Raw genomic sequence first — 18,270 nt, forward strand, 5'->3', positions numbered from 1 at the left:
CTATGTATAAAAAAAGCTCAGGCCAAATAAGATGTACTAAAACCTTTCCGGGAGGATTAATGTGAAAAAAATCATCCCTTGGGCAATCCTCATCTTTTTGGTCTGTCTGGTCTTTTATCCGCAACCAAGCCGGTTAGCAGATACGACGATTCCCAACATGAACCCTCATGTCCTGAATAAAGAAATCAGCCTCCAACTACCCGCCACCACCCAAATTGCGGAGCATTGGCTGGAGGATCGCCAGCAACTGCACTACAGCGCTTATTTAAATGATGAACCGTTGGGATTGCGAGGCTATATTCAATTATGGCAGATCGATGATCTTGAGTATTATCTTCAGAAAAGCAAGGAAATGAGCACCTTTGATTTCTATACTTTCTCCCTTGATGCCACCCATATCGGGGATTTTAAAGGGATTCTGAATAGTTGGGGAGCCTCCTTCGGACAAGCGGCCAAACTGTCCGGCAAGGAATACTGGCTGTATACGCCCAATCAAAAGGTGCTGAGAATCGCCTTCCTCACCAATGATACTTCTTTTAATGAGGAGCAATTGAAAGTCATGGGAACTATCCTCTCCTCCCTCAGTTGGCTGGGGGAACCCACGAATGCTGAAACTCTTATTGAAATTACGGGAGAGCATCCCTAAGCTAAGGAGTGGCCATTATGATCAAAAAGGCAAGAAAAATGCTAACCTGGGCAGGGCTTATGCTGGTTATGGGATTCCTTCTGGCGGGGTGCGGCGCTACCCCACCGGCCACTGCCTCCGGTGACCTGACCCCTAAGCAGGCTGCCGAGCTTATTTACCATGATTTAGTCTTTCATGATGTTGGTGTCGAAAAGGTAACTGTAACCCAATGCCTTTTTGAGGACATCAATACGGCTGTGGTGGATGTGACCTATTCCACCCATGACGGCAAAAACATCTCACAAAAAGCAACCTTAATCAAATTAAATGGCCAATGGCAAATAGACGGCCATGATCATTGAATTGAGCGAACCCTATCTCCACTACTCCAGGGCGAATCCTTGCCCGACCACCTCTGTGGCTGTCTGCACGATAATAAACGACTGCGGATCTTCCTCCCGGACGATTCGCTTTAAATGTCCCAGCTCAGATATACCGACCACACAGATAATAACATTTTTCTCCGCTGCAGAATAGCCGCCTTGTCCATGCAGGAAGGTCACGCCTCTTCCTAATTCCTGGAGAATGCGCTGAATCAATTGATCCGATTGATTGGAGATAATGGTTACAGATTTGGCAGGAAGACCACTGGATATGACATCCACCGTCTTGCTGAAGGTGAACATGGATACTAAGGTATAAAGGGCCATTTTAGGGCCCAAAATAGCCCAGGAAGCGATAATCACCAAAGCATTGATGACCAGCATCGTCGTGCCCATAGCCCAGCCAAACCGGCGCTGGATAACTTTAGCGATGATATCTGTTCCCCCCAGACTGCCGCCTAAACGGAACACAAAGCCTGAACCCACCCCTCCCAGGACACCGCCATAAAGTGCGCTCAGAAAGACATCGTTTAATGCCAAAGGCTGAATTCCTTGGAAAAAATCCAAAGCTAAGGAATAGATGATGATGCCAAAAAAGGTTTTAGCGACAAAAATTCGGTTGACTTCTTTCCAACCCAGAGCAAACAAGGGAAGATTGAGGACGAAGTTGACAATGCCGATGGGTAAGCCTAAAGTGTAGAACAAAAGCAAAGCGATGCCGCCGATGCCGCCTCCGCCAAGGCCGGCCTGCACGATAAACCCCTGAACACTGTAGGCCACCATGCTCGCCCCTAAAGCGATGCCGATAAATTTGCCAATCCTCTTGATCACGTCCCACGGTTTCAAGCAAAGTACCTCCCTATTCCACAATAACGCTCCCTCACTGTAAGGTGTCATGTGTTCCTTAGAATAACCCTTTTTGCCTATAATAACACTATATTCCCCCGAAGTTAATAAGGGAAGCGCTTATTTCAAGTGTTAGAGCCCATTTTTATGGTAAAGAAAACCCGGCTTCGCCGTGCCTTAAACGCATGCTGGCAAATGAGGTGAAGTCGCTGGTTGCACTTATGCTGGAGGAAAGTATGCAACGAAGTTATACTTTCTGACAGTGAAATAAAAAGCAGAAGCCCCGGCCAGCAATGTGAACCGGGTTTCTGCTTTCAGACAGAAAAGTTTGAACAATGGCTATTACAACTGATAAACCCTCAACTCACTATACTATATGCCTGCGTCCGGCGAAGTGTGATACGACCATCCTCTCTAAAACAAAAAGCTTACGCACCTATACGTAAGCTCTTTACATTGATCCATGTTATTTGGGGCGTCTGACTTTCTTAACTGTCTTATACACTCCAAAGAGAACCGCGCCTCCCAGAAGGTAAGGCAAGGCATAAGCGATGCCGACCACAAGGTAGTTGATACCGTTCCAGGTTGAGCTGATGGTTTTCAGAACAGCATCCTGGGCAGCCTGCCAGGTATTGGCCCAGGCAACAGGCCGCCAGGGCTCATCCACACTGACAGGGTTGGGGGTGTTCTGAAAGTTGATGCTTACTGTGGAATAGGCAACCTGATGATCCCAAAGTTTGACTTGTCCCTGCAATTGTTCGATCTGCATCCGTGTACTGCTTAAATAGCTCTCGATATGCAGGATCTCATCCACAGTTTTGGCCTCTTTAAGAATCTCTAGATAGCGTGTTTCCTGAGCCTGTAAATTCCTCAGTTTTGACTGGGTATCATAGTATTCATTGGTAACATCCAGAGAATCGGTGGAGTTATTCAAAACCTTGCCGTACTCTTCCAGGCGGCCCTTGAAACCCTCCAGCTGCTGGGATGGGATCTTAAAGGTGGCGTAAGCAGAACTGTTGTTTTGATAGCTGCTTTCTGATGAATTCACCACATATCCCCCCAGGCTTGTGATCTCCTCAGTAACCCGGGCGAGAGCCTGGGAGACATCCTCAACCTGGATGCTGGCATTCAGAGTATAGGTGATTTTCTTGGCCAGGTCGTCAGCGGCCGGAGGAGCCTGGGGTTCGGGGATGGGCATAATAGGGGCGTTTTGGGTGCTTGGGGCACTTTGGGGGCTTTCCTTAAGCGCTCCCCTTTCCTCCGCCGCCATATCCGACATACCGATCATAACCTCAGGCGCTCCGCCTGCCCCATAGCTCTCCGGGGCTCTTTTTTGAGCCGATTCTTTGGGGGCCGCCATACTGATATTTTCCCGGCTCCCTGAATCCTGTGGCGCGGTGTTTGCCGAGGAGTTTGACGTAAAGCCTGCCCCAAATCCTTTGGGGAAATCCTTAAGGCTTTCCATGCCAATCCCGATAAAGGCGAACATAACTACCGCCGCCACCGGCAAAGCCAGCTTCCATTGCCATCTCCACCAAAAAGATTTCAGCCTTCTCTGGGCTCTGCCTCCCCATGACTCCTTGGGCGGGAGATCGGGAATGAGAATATTCCGCGGTGATTCACCGACGGCAGCAGCATTCAGCTCCTCCACGCGAATCTTCTCCAGAGTAAGCTGTTTAATCCGTTCTTTTTGCTCTGAATCAGGGCGAGTTTCATGAAAGAAAAGCTTCATCTTCTCTAAATCGCCCTCCTGCTCCCATAAGTTATATGCATCCTTTTTCATCATCGAATTCCCCCTGCATTCTCCAACTCGTAATACTTCCGGAAGCTCTTCTTTGCTCGATACAGGAGACTATCCACAGCTTGCTGGGTTATGCCCAGAATCTGAGCTACTTCGATGGCACTGAATCCTTCAATAAGCCTGAGTTGTATCACTGCCACTTGTTGTTCAGAAAGCTTGGCCAGTGTTTCGCTTACGCTCAGCACGGTCAATAAATGGTCACTATGATCATCTGTCGCCTGGGTAGATTTTATTTCCTCACTTAACGATACTATTTGCATCCCTTTCCCCTTGCGGGTTCGGTAGAAGTCGGCAATATGATGATAAGCGATGCGGAGCGCCCAGGATTTCAGGGTACTTTTCCCCTCAAAATTAGGCAATGCTCGCCAGATTTTAGTAATCACTTCAGCGGTTACATCCTCAACATCACTTTGCGGTACCCGCAAACGTACAAAACGGTAAAGAATAGGAAAAAGCTCTTCATAAATCTCATCAAAGGAGTCCGCTTGCACTATGAGGAAACCTCCTCTCTCTTTCTGATTAATTTAGACGCTGGTAAGTTTGAATATCTGACGATATTCTCTCTTTCTATTCCCCACTAAAAGAAAGAAATCCTGCCTATAAGACAGAATTCCAGCAATGGTCTGTAACAGATGCTGCAGACCACTAGAGCAAAGGTGAAAGAAGACGGGCTAAAGCGATTTGCAAAGACAACAGCGGAGTTCTGCTTTGCAGATCCTGCTGGGTTATCTGCAGGCTGTCCTGAAGATCCTGCTCTTGGTCGCGAACCAGCTTCTCTGCAAAATCAGAGCCGAAGATCACCGCACTTAGTTCGAAGTCTATTTGAAAACTCCGTATGTCAAAATTGGCGGAGCCCACCACACCTATCTCTTGATCAACTGTTAATACCTTGCTGTGCAGGATCCCCTTTTGGTAGCGATAGATCTCCACACCCGACGGGATCAAATCGCGGAAATAGGAGGATGAGGCCAGATAAGGAAGCTTATGATCAGGTTTTCCCTGAAGGATGATTTTGACGGCTACCCCTCTGGAGGCCGCGGTTTTCAGGGCCATGATCATACTTTCATCCGGTATAAAGTAAGGGGTCGTCACCACGATCTCCTTTTGCGCTGTGCTTAACATCGTGAAGAAGAGTTCCTTGATGGATTCATAGTGGGAATCCGGTCCCCCGCCAATAATTTGGACCAGCATTTCCCCATCCTCCCGCTCCTTGGGAAAATAACGAGGGTCCCTATGGATTTCCCCTGTGAGATAATACCAATCATTGAAAAAAGTCTCCTGAATGGTGTGCACACTGGTCCCTTCCAGGCGCAGATGGGTGTCCCGCCAAAATCCGTACTTAGCGCTTCGGGACAAGTATTCATCCCCAATATTGATGCCGCCCAGATAGCCAATCCTGCCGTCAATAACCACCAGTTTGCGATGATTGCGATAGTTCAGGGTCAAGAAGGCCCGGGGAAAACGCAGGGGCAAAAACCACTGCAGCTCTATTCCGGCAGCTCTCAGCTCCCTGAGAAAATTCTTAGCGAGGCTGCGGCTGCCCAGCCCGTCAAACATCAAACGTATCTTTATACCCTCACCGGCTTTGCGGATCAGGATCTGCTGAACCCTCCTGCCAATGGCATCGTCATGAAAAATATAATATTCCATATGAATATGATCCTGAGCTTTTTCTAAATCCTCAAGCAGAGCCGCAAATTTTGCGTCTCCGTTGTGGAGAAGGGTAAGGGAATTATTCCGGGATAAAGGCGCAAAAGCCTTTCCTAATAAAAGCCTTGACAGACCTTTAGCGTCTATGGACTCCTGGATATAGATCTCATTTTCAGAGAAGGCCTGCTTTTGCTGATGCGCTAAAGCGGGCAATTGCTCCCCGGGCATATGTTTGGATCGGAATAAGCTTTTTTTAAGCGGGGTGCAGCCGAAAACCAGGTAGATCATCATCCCCAGCAGAGGATTGAGGGCCAGAAAAGACAGCCAGGCGGCGGTCTTTTCCGGATTCTTCTTTTCTAAGCAAATTATAAGCAGCGCCAGTGAAAGGGCTAACAGGGCTGAACCGATCATAAGTTTTATCAATTTAATCACCTTGTCCTGACACCGTTTCTTTCATTTGGTATGACAATAGTATGACAAAAAAAAGCAGCTTCAATGCGAAGCTGCTTTTTAAAGCTTAATCCTTCTTTCTCCCATAAGCAATATAGCCAAAAATCATAGCACAGATCACGAGGATACCGGGATGAATCTTGGTCATAAATAAGATGGCCAGGGCTACTACGGCTACGGCCCAGGTACTGCGGTATTTTTTCGGGAAGGCCTTTTTGCCCAGATCATAGGCCGACTGGGCGATTAAAACCACCACGACCGGTCTTACAGCGGTGAGCGCGGCACTTAACGCCGGCGTATGGGAGTATCTTATCAATAGATCTCCCAAAATCACAATCACAAAGGTGGAAAGGAGGGTTCCCAAAAGTCCTGCCAAAGCACCGGGCCAGCCGGCAACCTTATATCCCATATAGCTTGCCAGCTTGGTGGCAATAGGACCCGGCAAGGAGTTGCCAATGGCCAGGGCATCGGCGAATTCCTCATCGGTCAGCCATTTATAGCGGGTAACCGCCTCCCGCTGAATTAAGGGGATCATGGCCGGACCTCCGCCAAAACCTAAATTGGTGGCACGGGCACAGCCAATAAACACTTCCCATAACTTTTTTATCATGTCATCACCTCAATATCCTTACTGAAAGACCAAAAGTCCAAAGACCATGGATAGGATAATTACAATTCCCGGGTGCAGCTTCAACTTATAAAGGCAGATCATGGCCGCACCGGCTATGACCCAGCTCCACATGCTTGGAAAGGCGCTTAAGCCCATATCGAAAGCTGTCTTGGCCACCAGAACCGCCACCAGAGGGCGAACCCCGGTTAAGGCCCCTTTAAGTACAGGAGAATTATTATGCTTCATCAAAAAGCCTGTTAAAGCAATGACCAGAATAGAGGTAAGAGCCAAGGTGCCCAGCAAGGCTGCCAATACTCCCGGCCATCCCGCCACATGGTAACCTACATACCCGGATAAAAGGGCGGCGATAGGGCCTGGCAAGGAAGTTGCAATAGCCAAACCTTCCGAGAACTGCTCCAAGGTCATCCAACCATGATTGATCACTTCTGCCTGAATCAGCGGAATGATGGCCGGACCACCACCAAAGGCCAAATTGCTGGCGCGGAAAAACGCCAGAAAGATATCCAGTAGTTGTTCCAACGATTTCATCTCCTCATCCTGAAAACCTTTCACATGGTTATCATTATAACAAAGTCCCACTCAATTGAGAACATCAAAAAGGAAAAAGGGCTGTTGTACAAATGAACCCTAAAGTTCCTTGATACAACAGCCTCTTCTGGTCGCCTTATCCGGTTTTGACCTTATCTTTGCATTACTTTTCCGTTACTTACCAAAACCTTACTGAACAGGGTACATGCCGTGAGAATGCATATAGTTAAAGATTTCTTCACCATGTTCCTGCTCTTCTTTTTGAATATGATTGAGAATTTGCCTGAGATTGGTGTCCTGGAATTCAAAAATTGAAGTATCATAGGTTCCAGAGACATATTTTTCAGTGGCCAGCATATCGCTGAGCATATTAAAATCTTTTTGGCTGTAGCTATTGCTCCCTTGAGACTGCATCCCGGACAATCCCTGACTGCCGGATTGTCCTTGCATACCCTGAGCCTGTTGTCCTTGGGACTGCTGCCCCTGACCTTGATTCATGGACGGAATCTGACCGGTCATGATCTGGCTGATGGTATTATAGTGCTGCTGTTCACGGGAAGCAAGGTTCTGGAACATTTGACTGAGATTTGAACATTCGGCTTCCTTGGCATATTTACTATATTTTTCGACACATAATTCTTCGTGACCTTTTAAGTCTTTAAGAAGCATTTGCTCCTTTTGACTGAGTTGAACTTGCATGAAGACACCTCCCTAAAATATTAACCCTAGTGTTGACCAATAACCGGAAACTATGTATTTCCCGGGAGAATTATTTAGCATTGAACGTTTTGCACCGAAACTTTTCTCTTGCTCCCACGTACTTTAGAGTAGAGAAACAAAATTATGGATTACGGGAGGGGGATATTAATATGGAAAAGCGCCTTTACCGCTCAGGAAGGGAAAAGATGTTGGCCGGGGTATGCGGTGGTTTGGGTGAGTATTTTGATGTGGACCCGACCCTGATTAGGCTGGCGGTTGTTATTGCCATCTTTGGTGCAGGTATGGGCTTCTTTGCCTACCTGATTGCCTGGATTGTTATACCCAAGAATCCCGATCATAGATACTTAAACCCATGATTCGGTTTCGAATGCCCTCTTGATGCAAACATTCAAGAGGGCATTTCTTTTTGGCAAACTCCATCTGAAGTTAAGAATCACTTTGCTGCAAATGGGTTAAATTAAGGATGCGATCTTAAAGTTAAGGAATAGTTGAATCGGGAGGAATACGATGTACAGAATGTCGGAGGAACAACAACAAAAAGTCTTTACCAATTTTAAGAAAGTCATCGATAAACAAAACGCCGGACTTATCAATAAAGAACTCTACTATCATCTCAACCTGAACTGCAACTTTGTGGCTCATTTTAATCTGCAGGGATTTCGCGAAGCTTACTCCGGCGAAAACTTCCGGGAATTCGTGGATTACTTTAATCCTGCTTCCCCCTCCAGCCAGTGGCTGGAAGCACCTGAAATCAGTGCCGATTTTATTCCCCTCAATCAGGCCATGGTGGACTACGCATCCCCAAACCATTGAGTCATGCTGCGTGACCACCCTTCATTTTCGTTTGCGATAGAGAATGACGGCGATGTGATATGAAATGAATTGAATAATACAACTTACCAGTATGCTGCCAAGAATCAAAACTCCTTTATGGGATTGCATATAACCGCAAAAAGGACAATTCCAGGTTCGGCTTTCTCCCAAGCGTGCCCATTGGCATTGACGAGCTTATAAGAACGCGTTTTTGAACATCTACTGAAGTTTCACTTACCGGAGAGCGGTGAAGCTCCTTAAACTCCACCCAGGGAACTTCAATATGAAGATCAAGGCGGTCAAGCAAGGGGCCGGATATCCAGCCGCGGTAATGACTGATTTGCTATGGCGTATAGGTGCAGGTCCGCGCCGAATCCCCGTTCCAGCCGCAGAGACAGTGGTGTAAGAGGACGGGGGTTAGTCACTCCCTCCTACTCGATTTTTGATTAATCTTTTGTACCTATCGCAGTAATAGCAGCAACATATAAAGGGAAGATAAAAAACATGCCAAGTATTATAAAAGCAACTCCCCCAAGTGGTTCGTCCCCGGGATAAGTAATAGGTACTAAATGTGCAAATAGAAGAACAAGAATAATATAATACGGAATCCAAAGAACTGTCAAAAAGTATCTAAATTTTCCTGTATCCAAGTATTTAGTTGTTATTGAATAAAAAATAATAGTCAAAACTATAAAAATTACACAACCTAATAATACATTTGTTTTAACATTAAACCAAGATAACATTCTGTGTAATCGATATGAGTTTAGGAGTAATTCTGTCTCGATAAACAAAAGTAGCGCATATAGAAATGCGAAAAAGTTAATTTTAATTATTAGCAACATAATCCACCTTTTACAATAAAATGAAAATGAGGTAATATAATTACAGTACAGTTATATTATTACTCAAGAGGAGGAGAATGTAAATGAAAAAAATCCCAAAATTATTTATTCTCATGGTTTTAGGTATTTTTCTTTTTAGTAGTGTTGCAGTAGCTGCCCCGACCACACAGGTTCATACAGATGAACAATTTACCCAAGAATCCAATGTGTATACTCAAAATGAATTGACAGAAATCAGAGAAATACATGCTAAGGCTATAAAAGAAGACTTTGTTATTTTAAACCCAGATGGAACCATTACTCTCAATACAGACGCTGCTACGCTCGAGGTTGATGTGAACATATTTACTGAATATGCTCAAAGTATAGAAAATCTTAACGATTTAATTAAACTTGGAGTAGTATCCATTAGTAATGAGTTTGAGGTAACGGCCAAGACTCAAGATGAAGTCACAAAGATAATTGTTGAGCGAGATACGCAATTATTAAAAAGTGGCATATATAGTGGTAATAGATTTGATCCACAACCCAATAATCTGATTGTGCAATCATCTCCTGATGTCCCCACATTATATGCCTTTTCAATAGCTACAACAAACAAGAGAACACTTACAGATTACTATAACACTCAATTGATTTATAATCCTTACGGTGCTCTCTCTGCCACAACTGGATTTTTTGTTGCCAAAGTTCAACCAAAGGGGCCATGGGACTATAAATCAGTTCCAGGTTATACACCTTATTATAAAGAATGGTGGGCAGTTCAAAGATATGGTACTTCAGTAAAAACAAGCGAATGGTTTGGTAATTATAATTATGGCTTTACTGGAAAAGTTATATTTCCGTTGAGTGTATTGCTCGATGCCGGTGATGCAGTCAGTATTTTAACTGGTCACGGCTTTGATGATGCACAGGATAAAGCAGATATAACACAAGGTTATAATGAGAATCCGTCATAATTGCAAACGTATAATAAGCAAGGCGGCCATCCGATCTATAATCACTTCCGTGACACAACACGATATCAGAGGTCATTAAAGAAGGTAATAATGCAAAGTAAAAAGCAACTCCGTCTAAAGACAGAGTTGCTTTTTACTTTGCAAAGGAAGTGCCCACCGGCAGCCTGAGGATCAATAACCTTTGCCTGCCCCTTGTTGAAGCAGAAACATTTTGTAATACAGGCCTTTTTGAGCGAGGAGTTCGTTATGATTGCCTCGCTCGACTATTTGTCCCTGATGCAAAACAAGGATAAGATCGGCATCCTGTATGGTGGAAAGCCGATGAGCAATAGCGATGGTACTGCGCCCTTGGCGCATTTTGTTTAAGGCGGTTTGAATAGCCTCCTCTGTCTCTGTATCCACACTGGCGGTGGCTTCATCGAGAATAAGAATTTTAGGTTCTCCGGCAATGGTGCGGGCAAAGCAGATAAGCTGCCGTTGACCACTGGAGAGTGTGGAGCCCCTTTCACTGACAGGTTCCTGATATCCCTGCCCCAGCTTGGTAATGAATTGATCAGCCTCCACAAATTCTGCCGCCGCCTTGACCTCTCTCTCCCCGACCGCAGGTCGGTTCAGGGCAATATTGTTGGCAATATCTCCGACAAAGAGGAAAGGATCCTGAGCGACAAGACCAATCTGGGTACGCAGCTCCTCCTGGGAAAAGTCATGCAAGGATATACCATCAATCAAGATTTCCCCTTGATTAACCGGGTAAAATTTCATTAAGAGATTGGAAATCGTGCTTTTCCCGCTGCCGGTATGGCCGACTAAAGCTACCGTCTCCCCAGGGTGAACCGTAAAGGAGATGTTTTTTAAGACTTCAGTGACACCATCATAGGAAAAACTGACATTGCGAAATTCAATCTCACCTTTTTCGATACCAGGAGCAGGAGGATCACCGGCTTCCTGAACAGCATTCAGGCCAAGGGCTGTGGTGGTTCGCCCGTCATCCAGCACTTCAAAGACCCTTTCCGCGGCGATAATCGCCTGCTGAAGCTGAGAAAGGCGCATTAAGATCATATTCACCGGGTCGATAAAACGATCCAGATAATTGATAAAGGCATAGAGCACTCCCACTTCCACCGGACCAATGATGGATTCCAGACCAAAGAAACCCAGAACCAAAATCAGCGCCAGGGTATAGAGCAGATCCACGGCCGGGCGCATCAGGGTGCTTTCCAGTTTAATATTGGCAATGGCCGCACCGTAATACTTCTCGTTAATACCGGCAAATTTCTTTTGAAAGGTTTCTTCCTGTCTCATGATTTGGATGATATTCATGCCTTGGATGGACTCATTGAGTATAGCATTCAACCTGCCCAGCTCCGCCCGGGAGATCCTGTATATCTTGGAGCTGATCCTGCGGTAGATTTGCATCAAAACAACGATGACGGGGAGCAGCACCAGGCAGAAGGCCGCTAACCGCACATCCAGGCTGAACATGGCAATAAATATGCCCAGCAGAAAGACAATGTTCTGAACATAGGTTGAGAGCACGCCGATATAAAGTTCCTTAATCGCCTCCGTATCATTGGTGACCCTGGAGACTAAAGCTCCCGCCGGAGTCCGGTCAAAGACACTCATGGCCAAATACTGAACCTTAGTGAAAATATCCACCCTGATTTGTTGAATAACCAGCAAGGCGATTTTATTGAAACGAACCAATTGGTGATATTGAAGGAAAGAAGCTAAGATGACCAGCAGCAGATACCCGCCGCCCAGGATTGTTAAAGCCAGAGGTTCCAGACGTCCAGGGGTCAGGTAATCATCCAAAAAGATCTTGATCAGTACAGGTCCGGCTACATCGGCCGCGGTACCCGCAACGAGCAAGGCAAAGGCAAAAGCCAGGGGTTTAAGATGGGGTTTTAAATAGGCAAGGAGCCTGAGGATGGTCCCGCCCTGTCCGCTGAGACCGGCTTTATGTTCCAACTCTTCGGAGATAAGGGTGCTCATGCCAGTCCGCCTCCCTCTTCGATCAAACTTTCCAGTTGCTGAGCCTGATAGGTTTCAGCATACCAGCCCTGATGCTCCATTAATTCGGCATGGCTGCCCCGCTCTATTATTTCTCCATTCTGAAGGACCAAAATCAAATCGGCATGCTCAACCGCACTGAGGCGGTGGGCCGAGATCAAGGTGGTTTTTTGACTGCGGTTGCCCTTAAGCTCCAGGAGGATTTGTTTTTCCGTCTTGGCATCCACAGCCGATAAAGAGTCATCAAGAATCAATATTTTTGGATCGAGCAGCAAAGCTCGGGCAATGGAAATCCGCTGTTTTTGCCCTCCTGATAAGGTGACTCCCCGATCCCCGACCAGGGTCCCATAGGCCGCTTCAAACCGCTGGATATCTTCATGAATACAAGCTGTTTTAGCAGCCTTCTCAATTTCCGAGAGCTGGGCCTGGGGTTTCCCCAAAGCAATATTTTCGGCCAGGGTGGTGGAAAAAAGAAAGTGTTCCTGGGGGACATAACCAAAGATTCCCCGCAAGCTATCCAAAGGGATCTCCTCAATAGAGACACCGCCAATACGAATTTCTCCTGTCATTCCCGCAAACTCACGAAGGAGGACCCGGAAAAGGGTGGTTTTGCCGCTGCCGGTCTTGCCCACGATGCCCAGGGTCTGCCCTTCTTTAAGGGTGAAATGGATCCTTTTCAGCTCGGGCTTGGTCTGACCGGGATAGGTAAATTGCTCAAGAGCGCAGTAAATATCCCCCTTAACACTTTGCCTAAGCTCTGCCCTGCTTCCGTCAGGGGCTCCCTGTAGGGAAACCTGATCCTGAACCTCGGACTCCACCCCCAGCAAAGCCTGCACCCGATCATAGGAAGCTCTGCCCCGTTCCATAATATTGAACAGCCAGCCAAAGGCCAGCATCGGCCAAATAAACTGTCCCAGATAAAGGGTGAATTGAGTAAGCTGGCCCAGGGTCAGCCGGAGATGGATCACTTCATAGGCGCCAAAGGAAACGGCCAGAAAAAAGGATAGTCCCACAATCAGCATAATCGACGGATCATAGAGGGAATCCACCACAGCCACCGCCTGATTCTTTTTGACTACATCATCGGACAGCCTGCGGAAGGACTCAATCTCCACTTCTTCCTGACCAAAGGCTTTCACGACACGTACTCCGGAGATATTTTCCTGAACCTTATCATTAAGATCGCCGAAAGCCTCCTGAGCCTTGAAGAAACGCTCATGAAGCAATGTGCCGTAATAACTGGAGACCCAGGCCATAACCGGCATAGGCAGCAAAGTAATGAGGGTCAATTTCCAGCTTAGGAAAGCGGCCATGGAGAAGACGACAAAACCGCCTGTGACCAGGGAGTCCACCAAGGTAAGTACCCCCATCCCGGCAGTGGTTTCAATGGCTTGAATATCATTGGTAGCATGGGCCATCAAATCCCCGGTCCGGTACTTTTGATAAAAGCTGGGTGACATACGGGTAAAATGCTTAAAAAGCTGTTGGCGCAGCAACCGGCTTAAGCGGGCCGCCGCTCCGAAAATCAGGATACGCCAGCTGTAGCGAAGGATGTAGGATAAAATACCCAGGCCGCAGAGGATCAAGAGCCAAGGCCAAAGGATTTCCGGGGTTAAGGTCCGGTTGGTTACTCCATCCACGACCCTGCCGACAATATAGGGCGGGCAAAGATTGATGGCTGCTAGGACGATGAGCAGCATAATTCCGGTAATATAACTCAATTTTTCCTTCTTAAAAAACCACATTAAATCTATAAATAAACGCATAGGCCACCCCATTCGAAAAAAAATCAACGCTTTTGCCCTTTAGAGAACATACGAAAACATAATAGCATAGTTTGGAAATAAGTCCTACAGATTAATGCATATAAAAACACCTGCCGTCCATAAGCAGGTGTTTTTCCATTGTTCGCGTGCACTTAAAAAAGTGCGTCTCAATGTCAGCTCGTGTCTCAGTTTACTCTCCGGGGAGAATTTTGTCAAGAATATAATTCTCAGCAACCTTTAAGTCCGCTCTTTGGAATGGCCTTGACCGATCTTGTCATTGTCGTGAGCAGCAAAGGGAGGAATTTTATCTCCCGGGTTCAGATCCTTCTTGCGTATAACCTCGACGGCATTTTTCTTTTCTTTGGGCTTGGACATACAACTCCTCCTTTTCCGCTTTTAGTTTTACTATCCTCTATAGAATACCCTGAGAAGAAAAAAATAATATCCGGACAATTTCTTTTGCTTTCTTCCCCGTTTAGTTATAAAGTAGTGGTAAATAAAGTGAATTGGAGGTTTTTTTTATGGCATTGCCCCCTTTCTTAAAACCCCTGGCAGGATATGATCCCACCTTCGCCCAAGAAATCGGCAACATAGCTGCTCTCGCTTTTCAGGAGAACAGCCTTGATGAGAAGACCAGGACTTTAATCGCTCTGGCCCTTGATACCGTCTTAGGAGCCTCGGCAGGAGTGGCCAGCCTGGCCAATCAAGCCCGCCAGTTAGGAATCTCGGAGCAGGAAATCGCCGACACATTGCGCCTGGCCTACTTTACTGCCGGTTGTTCCGTCTTAACAACATCTTTCGCTGCCTTCGAGAAAAAGGAGTAGCTTCTTGACTGATTTGCTTAATCTTTGGCCATTGGGGATGGCTTATCTGATCATCAACGCCATTGGCTTTTTGCTGATGGGATGGGATAAAAACCAGGCCCGCAACAGGGGCCGGCGCATTCCGGAAAAGTGGTTCTTTATCCTGGCTTTTCTGGGCGGGGCTCTGGGAGCTTGGCTGGGCATGCAGATTTTCCGGCACAAAACCAGGCACACTACCTTTGTATTGGGAATCCCCCTGCTTTTGGTCTGGAATGTATTGGTGATGTATGTGCTGGGGCAGCACCTTTCTCTTTAGGGCATGAATTAATGAGCATGAATTAGCCAAAGGCGTCCTCCCTTCACTATAATAGTGGGGGCAGGACGCCTTTATTAGTGATTATACAGGATAGCCTTTAAAGTCTTTTCTCATTTTGTCACAGGAAAGTATCATTCCGTATTCCTGAACGGTAAAGGTTTCTGTCCTGCTAAAACCATGAGACAGATAAAATCGTATGGCACGCTGATTGGAGGATAATACTTCCAGAATACAAAACTCACATCCCTGCTTCAGCATTTCTTCCTCTATCCTCTGATAAAATGAATGGCCCAGGCCGAGACTGATATACTCCGGCAGCAAATAAAAGGCATGCCATTCCGCATAGATATCTTTCCCCTCATGGACGATGCTGAACACGGTGCTGCCAATGATCTTTCCCTCAGATTCCGCGATGAGGCAAATATCTCCTTTGCCCGCACTCTCCTCTAGAATGGGCAGCCAATGATCGGCTTCCAGCGAAGACAAATACGCCCTGTCCATCAGCCCGTCGTAGGCTGATACGTAACTGATCATGATCTGTTCACTGATTTTCTCCATCTCATCCGCTGCAGGCACACGATAGCTTATATTCATTTTCTACCCCAATCATCCTTTGTCAATCCACTTATTCCTTAGGGCCGCCGGAAACACCCGGATTTTCCTGCAGGAACTGCTTGGATTCTTCCAAAGGCTGCAAATCGTTCTTCTTAATGCTCAGCTCGTAACTGCTTCTCATCCGCTTGGATGCCCAGCGCATTTCCGTGGCCACCACAGCCACTTCCATGGTGGCCCGCAGAAAGTACACGCCGCTGAAATGCTTTTGCCACTGATCCATCCTTAGATCAAACTCATTCCAAAAATCCTGATCAAGGGTTTGCAGCGGCGTGGCCGGAACATAGGTAAAGCTGAGGTACAAACTATCCCGCAGTGCTCCCAGGATCCCTTTGCCAACCAGGATATAATCCAAAAGATTTTGGAATTCCTTGCTTATTCCCTGACCCATTTGGGGAGGAGAATCAGGGGCCTGGCGCCGTTTCACTCTTTGACGGGTCATTTCTTCGATGTTTTCCCCACGCTCGATAAATCCCCGGCACAGCTCCAGAAGCCGCTCCATAAGCTGCATTTTGTCTTTGGAGCTGAATTCCTCCCGGGCGTGTTCGTAAAGCTCTGTCACTTCTTCCAACTGCTTTTCCAGCAAGGTTGGTTTTACCTTTTCATAGCTGTTGAAGGATGTCGAATCCACATAATGCTTAAGGCTGTCCAAAAAGAACTCCGATGAGTCATAGACAAGGGCATATAATTTTTTGCGGAAATTCTTTTTATAGCGGGGCGGAGCAAGCACCCGATTGATGGTAAGAGCTACCACCAAGCCAATAAAAATGCACAAAGCCCGGGAAATAGCATGTTCCAGGAATTGGTCGGGAGGAGCATCCAGGATGAAGATGATGGATACGATCCCTAAATTCACACCATGCCACCCCATACGGTTGGAAGCGGCGATCATTAGGATAACAACCAAGCCGATGATATAAGGGTTGCTTCCCACGGTCAGCCCCACCGCAATAGCCAGTACCACAGCTACAATATTAACAGCGATCTGTTCCCAGGCGTTAGAAAGGGCTTTGCTCACGGAAGGCTGCATATTGATGACCACCGTAATGGCGGCAAAGCTGGCCGGCCCCACTGAAGCTATCTGGCAGATTAATATGGCAATGGTTACTCCCAGTCCGGTCTTAAGAATTCTTGGACCAAACCAAGTTTTAAGCTTAGAAAACAGGGAAAATCCCCCTTCCCTCAATTTGTGTAACTAGAGTATAGATCCGAACCCATACTTTGGCAAGTTAAGAAATCCGACAGAAAAGGGCCTGAATTCAAGCTTTTATCTCTAAACTCTGAGGATGGATTTGGGGGCATGGGTAAGAAAACGGGCCCCCTTTTCTCCTTCAATAACGAGGGTATCCTCTACACCCACGGCCCCTTCCCCGGGAAAGATAAATTTGGGTTCGACAGCTATGGTCATTCCCGGAGCCAGGATCTCCTGAGCGCCTTTGCTGATGGTCGGAAGTTCATCCAACTCCAGCCCCACCCCATGGCCGATGAAGCGGACCCGATTCTGCCCATACCCCATAAAATTCCCGGCATATGGAGTCTCTCTTTCCACCCAGTCCACTAGTTCGGCATAGACATCCCCGGTTTTGCGCCCGGGGATAAGAGCCAGGCGGGCCCGCTCCTGAATTTCACAGCTGAGCTGATAGGCTTCCGCCATTTTTTGCGAAGGCTCCCCGATCACCAGCATTCTGGTGGCGTCCGCCTGATACCCTTCCTGGGCAATAACTAAATCCATCATGACCATATCCCCGGCCTGAATAGGGGAATGGGAAGGCCCCAGGGGATGGGCATAAGATGCGCCCAGGCCGGTAACCGGCCCATCGAAGTAGCCGGAAATTGCCCCTTGGGGTCCAGCCACCACCCCGCCGAAATGAAATTCAAAGCCAAAGGCCCGGGTGCGCAGCATGGTTTCATGCCCCAGCGTTCTCGCCTTAGCCTCCAGCAGACCTTCCAGCTCAATTTCAGTCATGCCGGGACGGAGCACTGTAGAAGCATACTCTAAGAGCTGGGCATAGACCCGTCCATTTTCTTCAAGCCTGGCGATCTCCTCTGCAGATTTCACAGCCCGGAAAAGCCGCAGCGGATAGGAAATATCCATCAGCTTTGTTTGGCTGAAGAGCTTTTCATAGCGAAGATAGTTGGCGACAGGCAAAACATCATACTCCAGCCCCATCACCTTGGGAAGGGGATGCCCATGTTCCATGATCAGTTCAGGCAGTTTAGACATGCCGGTCAGTGGAAAAGCCTCCCAAGGGGATTCAGCCAAAACTCTTTCCATATTCCGATAAACCAGCAGCAGCGGCTTCCCTGTCCGGGGTATATAGAGATGGAGGTTTTGGGCCGTCCCCGTAAAATAGAGGGTATCTGCCCGCTGCACCAAAAGTGCCCCTTCTATTTCCTGTTGCGCCAGGATAGCTTGAAATCCTTTAAGGCGGCGTTCATATTCAGATTTTGAAAACATCCCATCACCCTCCTATAAGAAAATAAACCCAGGTCGTGCCCTGGGTTAGTATTC

Annotated in this window: 21 protein-coding genes; 7 read left to right on the forward strand and 14 right to left on the reverse strand. The window is 47.1% G+C overall.

All coding sequences use genetic code 11. The features are described 5' to 3' along the window. Positions 1-61 precede the first annotated feature (61 nt). Complete coding sequence (locus tag DHAF_RS14170) at positions 62-646, forward strand: hypothetical protein (protein ID WP_011459833.1); 585 nt, start codon at positions 62-64, stop codon at positions 644-646. Positions 647-663: 17 nt separating this feature from the next. Next, positions 664-987, forward strand: a complete 324-nt coding sequence (locus DHAF_RS14175; RefSeq protein WP_015944255.1) for a DUF4878 domain-containing protein — start codon at positions 664-666, stop codon at positions 985-987. Between the two features lie 21 nt (positions 988-1,008). On the opposite strand, the gene DHAF_RS14180 is transcribed toward DHAF_RS14175, so the two are convergent. The 7 genes from DHAF_RS14180 to DHAF_RS14210 form a co-directional block, all read right to left on the reverse strand. Beyond that, complete coding sequence (locus tag DHAF_RS14180) at positions 1,009-1,905, reverse strand: YitT family protein (RefSeq protein WP_173361714.1); 897 nt, start codon at positions 1,903-1,905, stop codon at positions 1,009-1,011. A 415-nt stretch (positions 1,906-2,320) separates the two neighbouring features. Next, a complete protein-coding gene (locus DHAF_RS14185; RefSeq protein ID WP_011459836.1) occupies positions 2,321-3,640 on the reverse strand; it encodes a DUF4349 domain-containing protein in 1,320 nt (439 codons plus the stop codon). After that, positions 3,637-4,146: an RNA polymerase sigma factor gene (locus DHAF_RS14190; protein WP_005816082.1), complete on the reverse strand. Its 510-nt coding sequence runs from the start codon at positions 4,144-4,146 to the stop codon at positions 3,637-3,639. Before DHAF_RS14190 ends, DHAF_RS14185 begins: the two co-directional genes overlap by 4 nt. Before the next feature lie 154 nt (positions 4,147-4,300). After that, the gene (gene cls, locus DHAF_RS14195; protein ID WP_005816080.1) at positions 4,301-5,737 is read right to left on the reverse strand and encodes a cardiolipin synthase; all 1,437 of its coding nucleotides are present in this window, start codon (positions 5,735-5,737) and stop codon (positions 4,301-4,303) included. Between the two features lie 85 nt (positions 5,738-5,822). Beyond that, entirely contained in the window at positions 5,823-6,365 is a 543-nt protein-coding gene (locus DHAF_RS14200; RefSeq protein WP_005816077.1) for a chromate transporter, read from the reverse strand. A gap of 18 nt (positions 6,366-6,383) precedes the next feature. Next, the gene (locus DHAF_RS14205) at positions 6,384-6,914 is read right to left on the reverse strand and encodes a chromate transporter (RefSeq protein WP_011459839.1); all 531 of its coding nucleotides are present in this window, start codon (positions 6,912-6,914) and stop codon (positions 6,384-6,386) included. Positions 6,915-7,103: 189 nt separating this feature from the next. Beyond that, a complete protein-coding gene (locus DHAF_RS14210; RefSeq protein ID WP_015944258.1) occupies positions 7,104-7,613 on the reverse strand; it encodes a spore coat protein in 510 nt (169 codons plus the stop codon). A 170-nt stretch (positions 7,614-7,783) separates the two neighbouring features. Here DHAF_RS14210 and DHAF_RS14215 point away from each other — a divergent pair, with 170 nt between their 5' ends. Continuing rightward, positions 7,784-7,990, forward strand: coding sequence for a PspC domain-containing protein (locus DHAF_RS14215; RefSeq protein ID WP_005816072.1), 207 nt, complete (start codon positions 7,784-7,786; stop codon positions 7,988-7,990). A 151-nt stretch (positions 7,991-8,141) separates the two neighbouring features. Then, positions 8,142-8,447, forward strand: a complete 306-nt coding sequence (locus DHAF_RS14220) for a hypothetical protein (RefSeq protein WP_015944259.1) — start codon at positions 8,142-8,144, stop codon at positions 8,445-8,447. Positions 8,448-8,562: 115 nt separating this feature from the next. On the opposite strand, the gene DHAF_RS26680 is transcribed toward DHAF_RS14220, so the two are convergent. Beyond that, complete coding sequence (locus DHAF_RS26680; protein ID WP_005816070.1) at positions 8,563-8,754, reverse strand: hypothetical protein; 192 nt, start codon at positions 8,752-8,754, stop codon at positions 8,563-8,565. 621 nt (positions 8,755-9,375) lie between these two features. On the opposite strand from DHAF_RS26680, the gene DHAF_RS14230 reads away from it, so the two are divergent. Next, positions 9,376-10,251: a polymorphic toxin type 44 domain-containing protein gene (locus DHAF_RS14230; protein ID WP_005816067.1), complete on the forward strand. Its 876-nt coding sequence runs from the start codon at positions 9,376-9,378 to the stop codon at positions 10,249-10,251. 171 nt (positions 10,252-10,422) lie between these two features. Here DHAF_RS14230 and DHAF_RS14235 read toward each other — a convergent pair whose 3' ends face one another. The 3 genes from DHAF_RS14235 to DHAF_RS26100 all read right to left on the reverse strand — a co-directional run bounded on the left by DHAF_RS14235 (position 10,423) and on the right by DHAF_RS26100 (position 14,402). Next, complete coding sequence (locus DHAF_RS14235; protein ID WP_015944260.1) at positions 10,423-12,243, reverse strand: ABC transporter ATP-binding protein; 1,821 nt, start codon at positions 12,241-12,243, stop codon at positions 10,423-10,425. Beyond that, positions 12,240-14,027, reverse strand: coding sequence for an ABC transporter transmembrane domain-containing protein (locus tag DHAF_RS14240; protein ID WP_015944261.1), 1,788 nt, complete (start codon positions 14,025-14,027; stop codon positions 12,240-12,242). The genes DHAF_RS14235 and DHAF_RS14240 overlap by 4 nt, the downstream gene beginning before the upstream one ends. Before the next feature lie 237 nt (positions 14,028-14,264). Then, complete coding sequence (locus DHAF_RS26100) at positions 14,265-14,402, reverse strand: hypothetical protein (RefSeq protein ID WP_015944262.1); 138 nt, start codon at positions 14,400-14,402, stop codon at positions 14,265-14,267. A 146-nt stretch (positions 14,403-14,548) separates the two neighbouring features. Between DHAF_RS26100 and DHAF_RS14245 the strand changes: the two genes are divergently transcribed. Continuing rightward, entirely contained in the window at positions 14,549-14,851 is a 303-nt protein-coding gene (locus DHAF_RS14245) for a carboxymuconolactone decarboxylase family protein (protein ID WP_005816063.1), read from the forward strand. Between the two features lie 4 nt (positions 14,852-14,855). Then, entirely contained in the window at positions 14,856-15,146 is a 291-nt protein-coding gene (locus DHAF_RS14250) for a DUF1294 domain-containing protein (RefSeq protein ID WP_015944263.1), read from the forward strand. 81 nt (positions 15,147-15,227) lie between these two features. On the opposite strand, the gene DHAF_RS14255 is transcribed toward DHAF_RS14250, so the two are convergent. The 3 genes from DHAF_RS14255 to DHAF_RS14265 form a co-directional block, all read right to left on the reverse strand. Beyond that, on the reverse strand, positions 15,228-15,740 hold the full coding sequence (locus tag DHAF_RS14255) for a GNAT family N-acetyltransferase (RefSeq protein WP_005816061.1): 513 nt from the start codon (positions 15,738-15,740) through the stop codon (positions 15,228-15,230). Positions 15,741-15,771: 31 nt separating this feature from the next. Next, positions 15,772-16,944 (reverse strand): FUSC family protein, encoded by a 1,173-nt coding sequence (locus DHAF_RS14260; RefSeq protein WP_005816060.1) that lies wholly within the window; start codon positions 16,942-16,944, stop codon positions 15,772-15,774. An 87-nt stretch (positions 16,945-17,031) separates the two neighbouring features. After that, positions 17,032-18,216, reverse strand: coding sequence for a M24 family metallopeptidase (locus tag DHAF_RS14265; RefSeq protein ID WP_011459845.1), 1,185 nt, complete (start codon positions 18,214-18,216; stop codon positions 17,032-17,034). Between the last annotated feature and the right edge of the window lie 54 nt (positions 18,217-18,270).

This window comes from Desulfitobacterium hafniense DCB-2 (assembly GCF_000021925.1).
GTDB classification, from domain to species: Bacteria; Bacillota; Desulfitobacteriia; order Desulfitobacteriales; family Desulfitobacteriaceae; genus Desulfitobacterium; species Desulfitobacterium hafniense.

Bases quoted from the DNA above. Each gene is read 5' to 3' on its own strand.
- DHAF_RS14175 (WP_015944255.1), top strand. From the start codon at position 664: ATGATCAAAAAGGCAAGAAAAATGCTAACCTGGGCAGGGCTTATGCTG.
- DHAF_RS14180 (WP_173361714.1), bottom strand. From the start codon at position 1,905: ATGACACCTTACAGTGAGGGAGCGTTATTGTGGAATAGGGAGGTACTT.
- DHAF_RS14185 (WP_011459836.1), bottom strand. From the start codon at position 3,640: ATGATGAAAAAGGATGCATATAACTTATGGGAGCAGGAGGGCGATTTA.
- DHAF_RS14200 (WP_005816077.1), bottom strand. From the start codon at position 6,365: ATGATAAAAAAGTTATGGGAAGTGTTTATTGGCTGTGCCCGTGCCACC.
- DHAF_RS14205 (WP_011459839.1), bottom strand. From the start codon at position 6,914: ATGAAATCGTTGGAACAACTACTGGATATCTTTCTGGCGTTTTTCCGC.
- DHAF_RS14210 (WP_015944258.1), bottom strand. From the start codon at position 7,613: ATGCAAGTTCAACTCAGTCAAAAGGAGCAAATGCTTCTTAAAGACTTA.
- DHAF_RS14215 (WP_005816072.1), top strand. From the start codon at position 7,784: ATGGAAAAGCGCCTTTACCGCTCAGGAAGGGAAAAGATGTTGGCCGGG.
- DHAF_RS14220 (WP_015944259.1), top strand. From the start codon at position 8,142: ATGTACAGAATGTCGGAGGAACAACAACAAAAAGTCTTTACCAATTTT.
- DHAF_RS14230 (WP_005816067.1), top strand. From the start codon at position 9,376: ATGAAAAAAATCCCAAAATTATTTATTCTCATGGTTTTAGGTATTTTT.
- DHAF_RS14235 (WP_015944260.1), bottom strand. From the start codon at position 12,243: ATGAGCACCCTTATCTCCGAAGAGTTGGAACATAAAGCCGGTCTCAGC.
- DHAF_RS14240 (WP_015944261.1), bottom strand. From the start codon at position 14,027: ATGCGTTTATTTATAGATTTAATGTGGTTTTTTAAGAAGGAAAAATTG.
- DHAF_RS26100 (WP_015944262.1), bottom strand. From the start codon at position 14,402: ATGTCCAAGCCCAAAGAAAAGAAAAATGCCGTCGAGGTTATACGCAAG.
- DHAF_RS14245 (WP_005816063.1), top strand. From the start codon at position 14,549: ATGGCATTGCCCCCTTTCTTAAAACCCCTGGCAGGATATGATCCCACC.
- DHAF_RS14255 (WP_005816061.1), bottom strand. From the start codon at position 15,740: ATGAATATAAGCTATCGTGTGCCTGCAGCGGATGAGATGGAGAAAATC.
- DHAF_RS14265 (WP_011459845.1), bottom strand. From the start codon at position 18,216: ATGTTTTCAAAATCTGAATATGAACGCCGCCTTAAAGGATTTCAAGCT.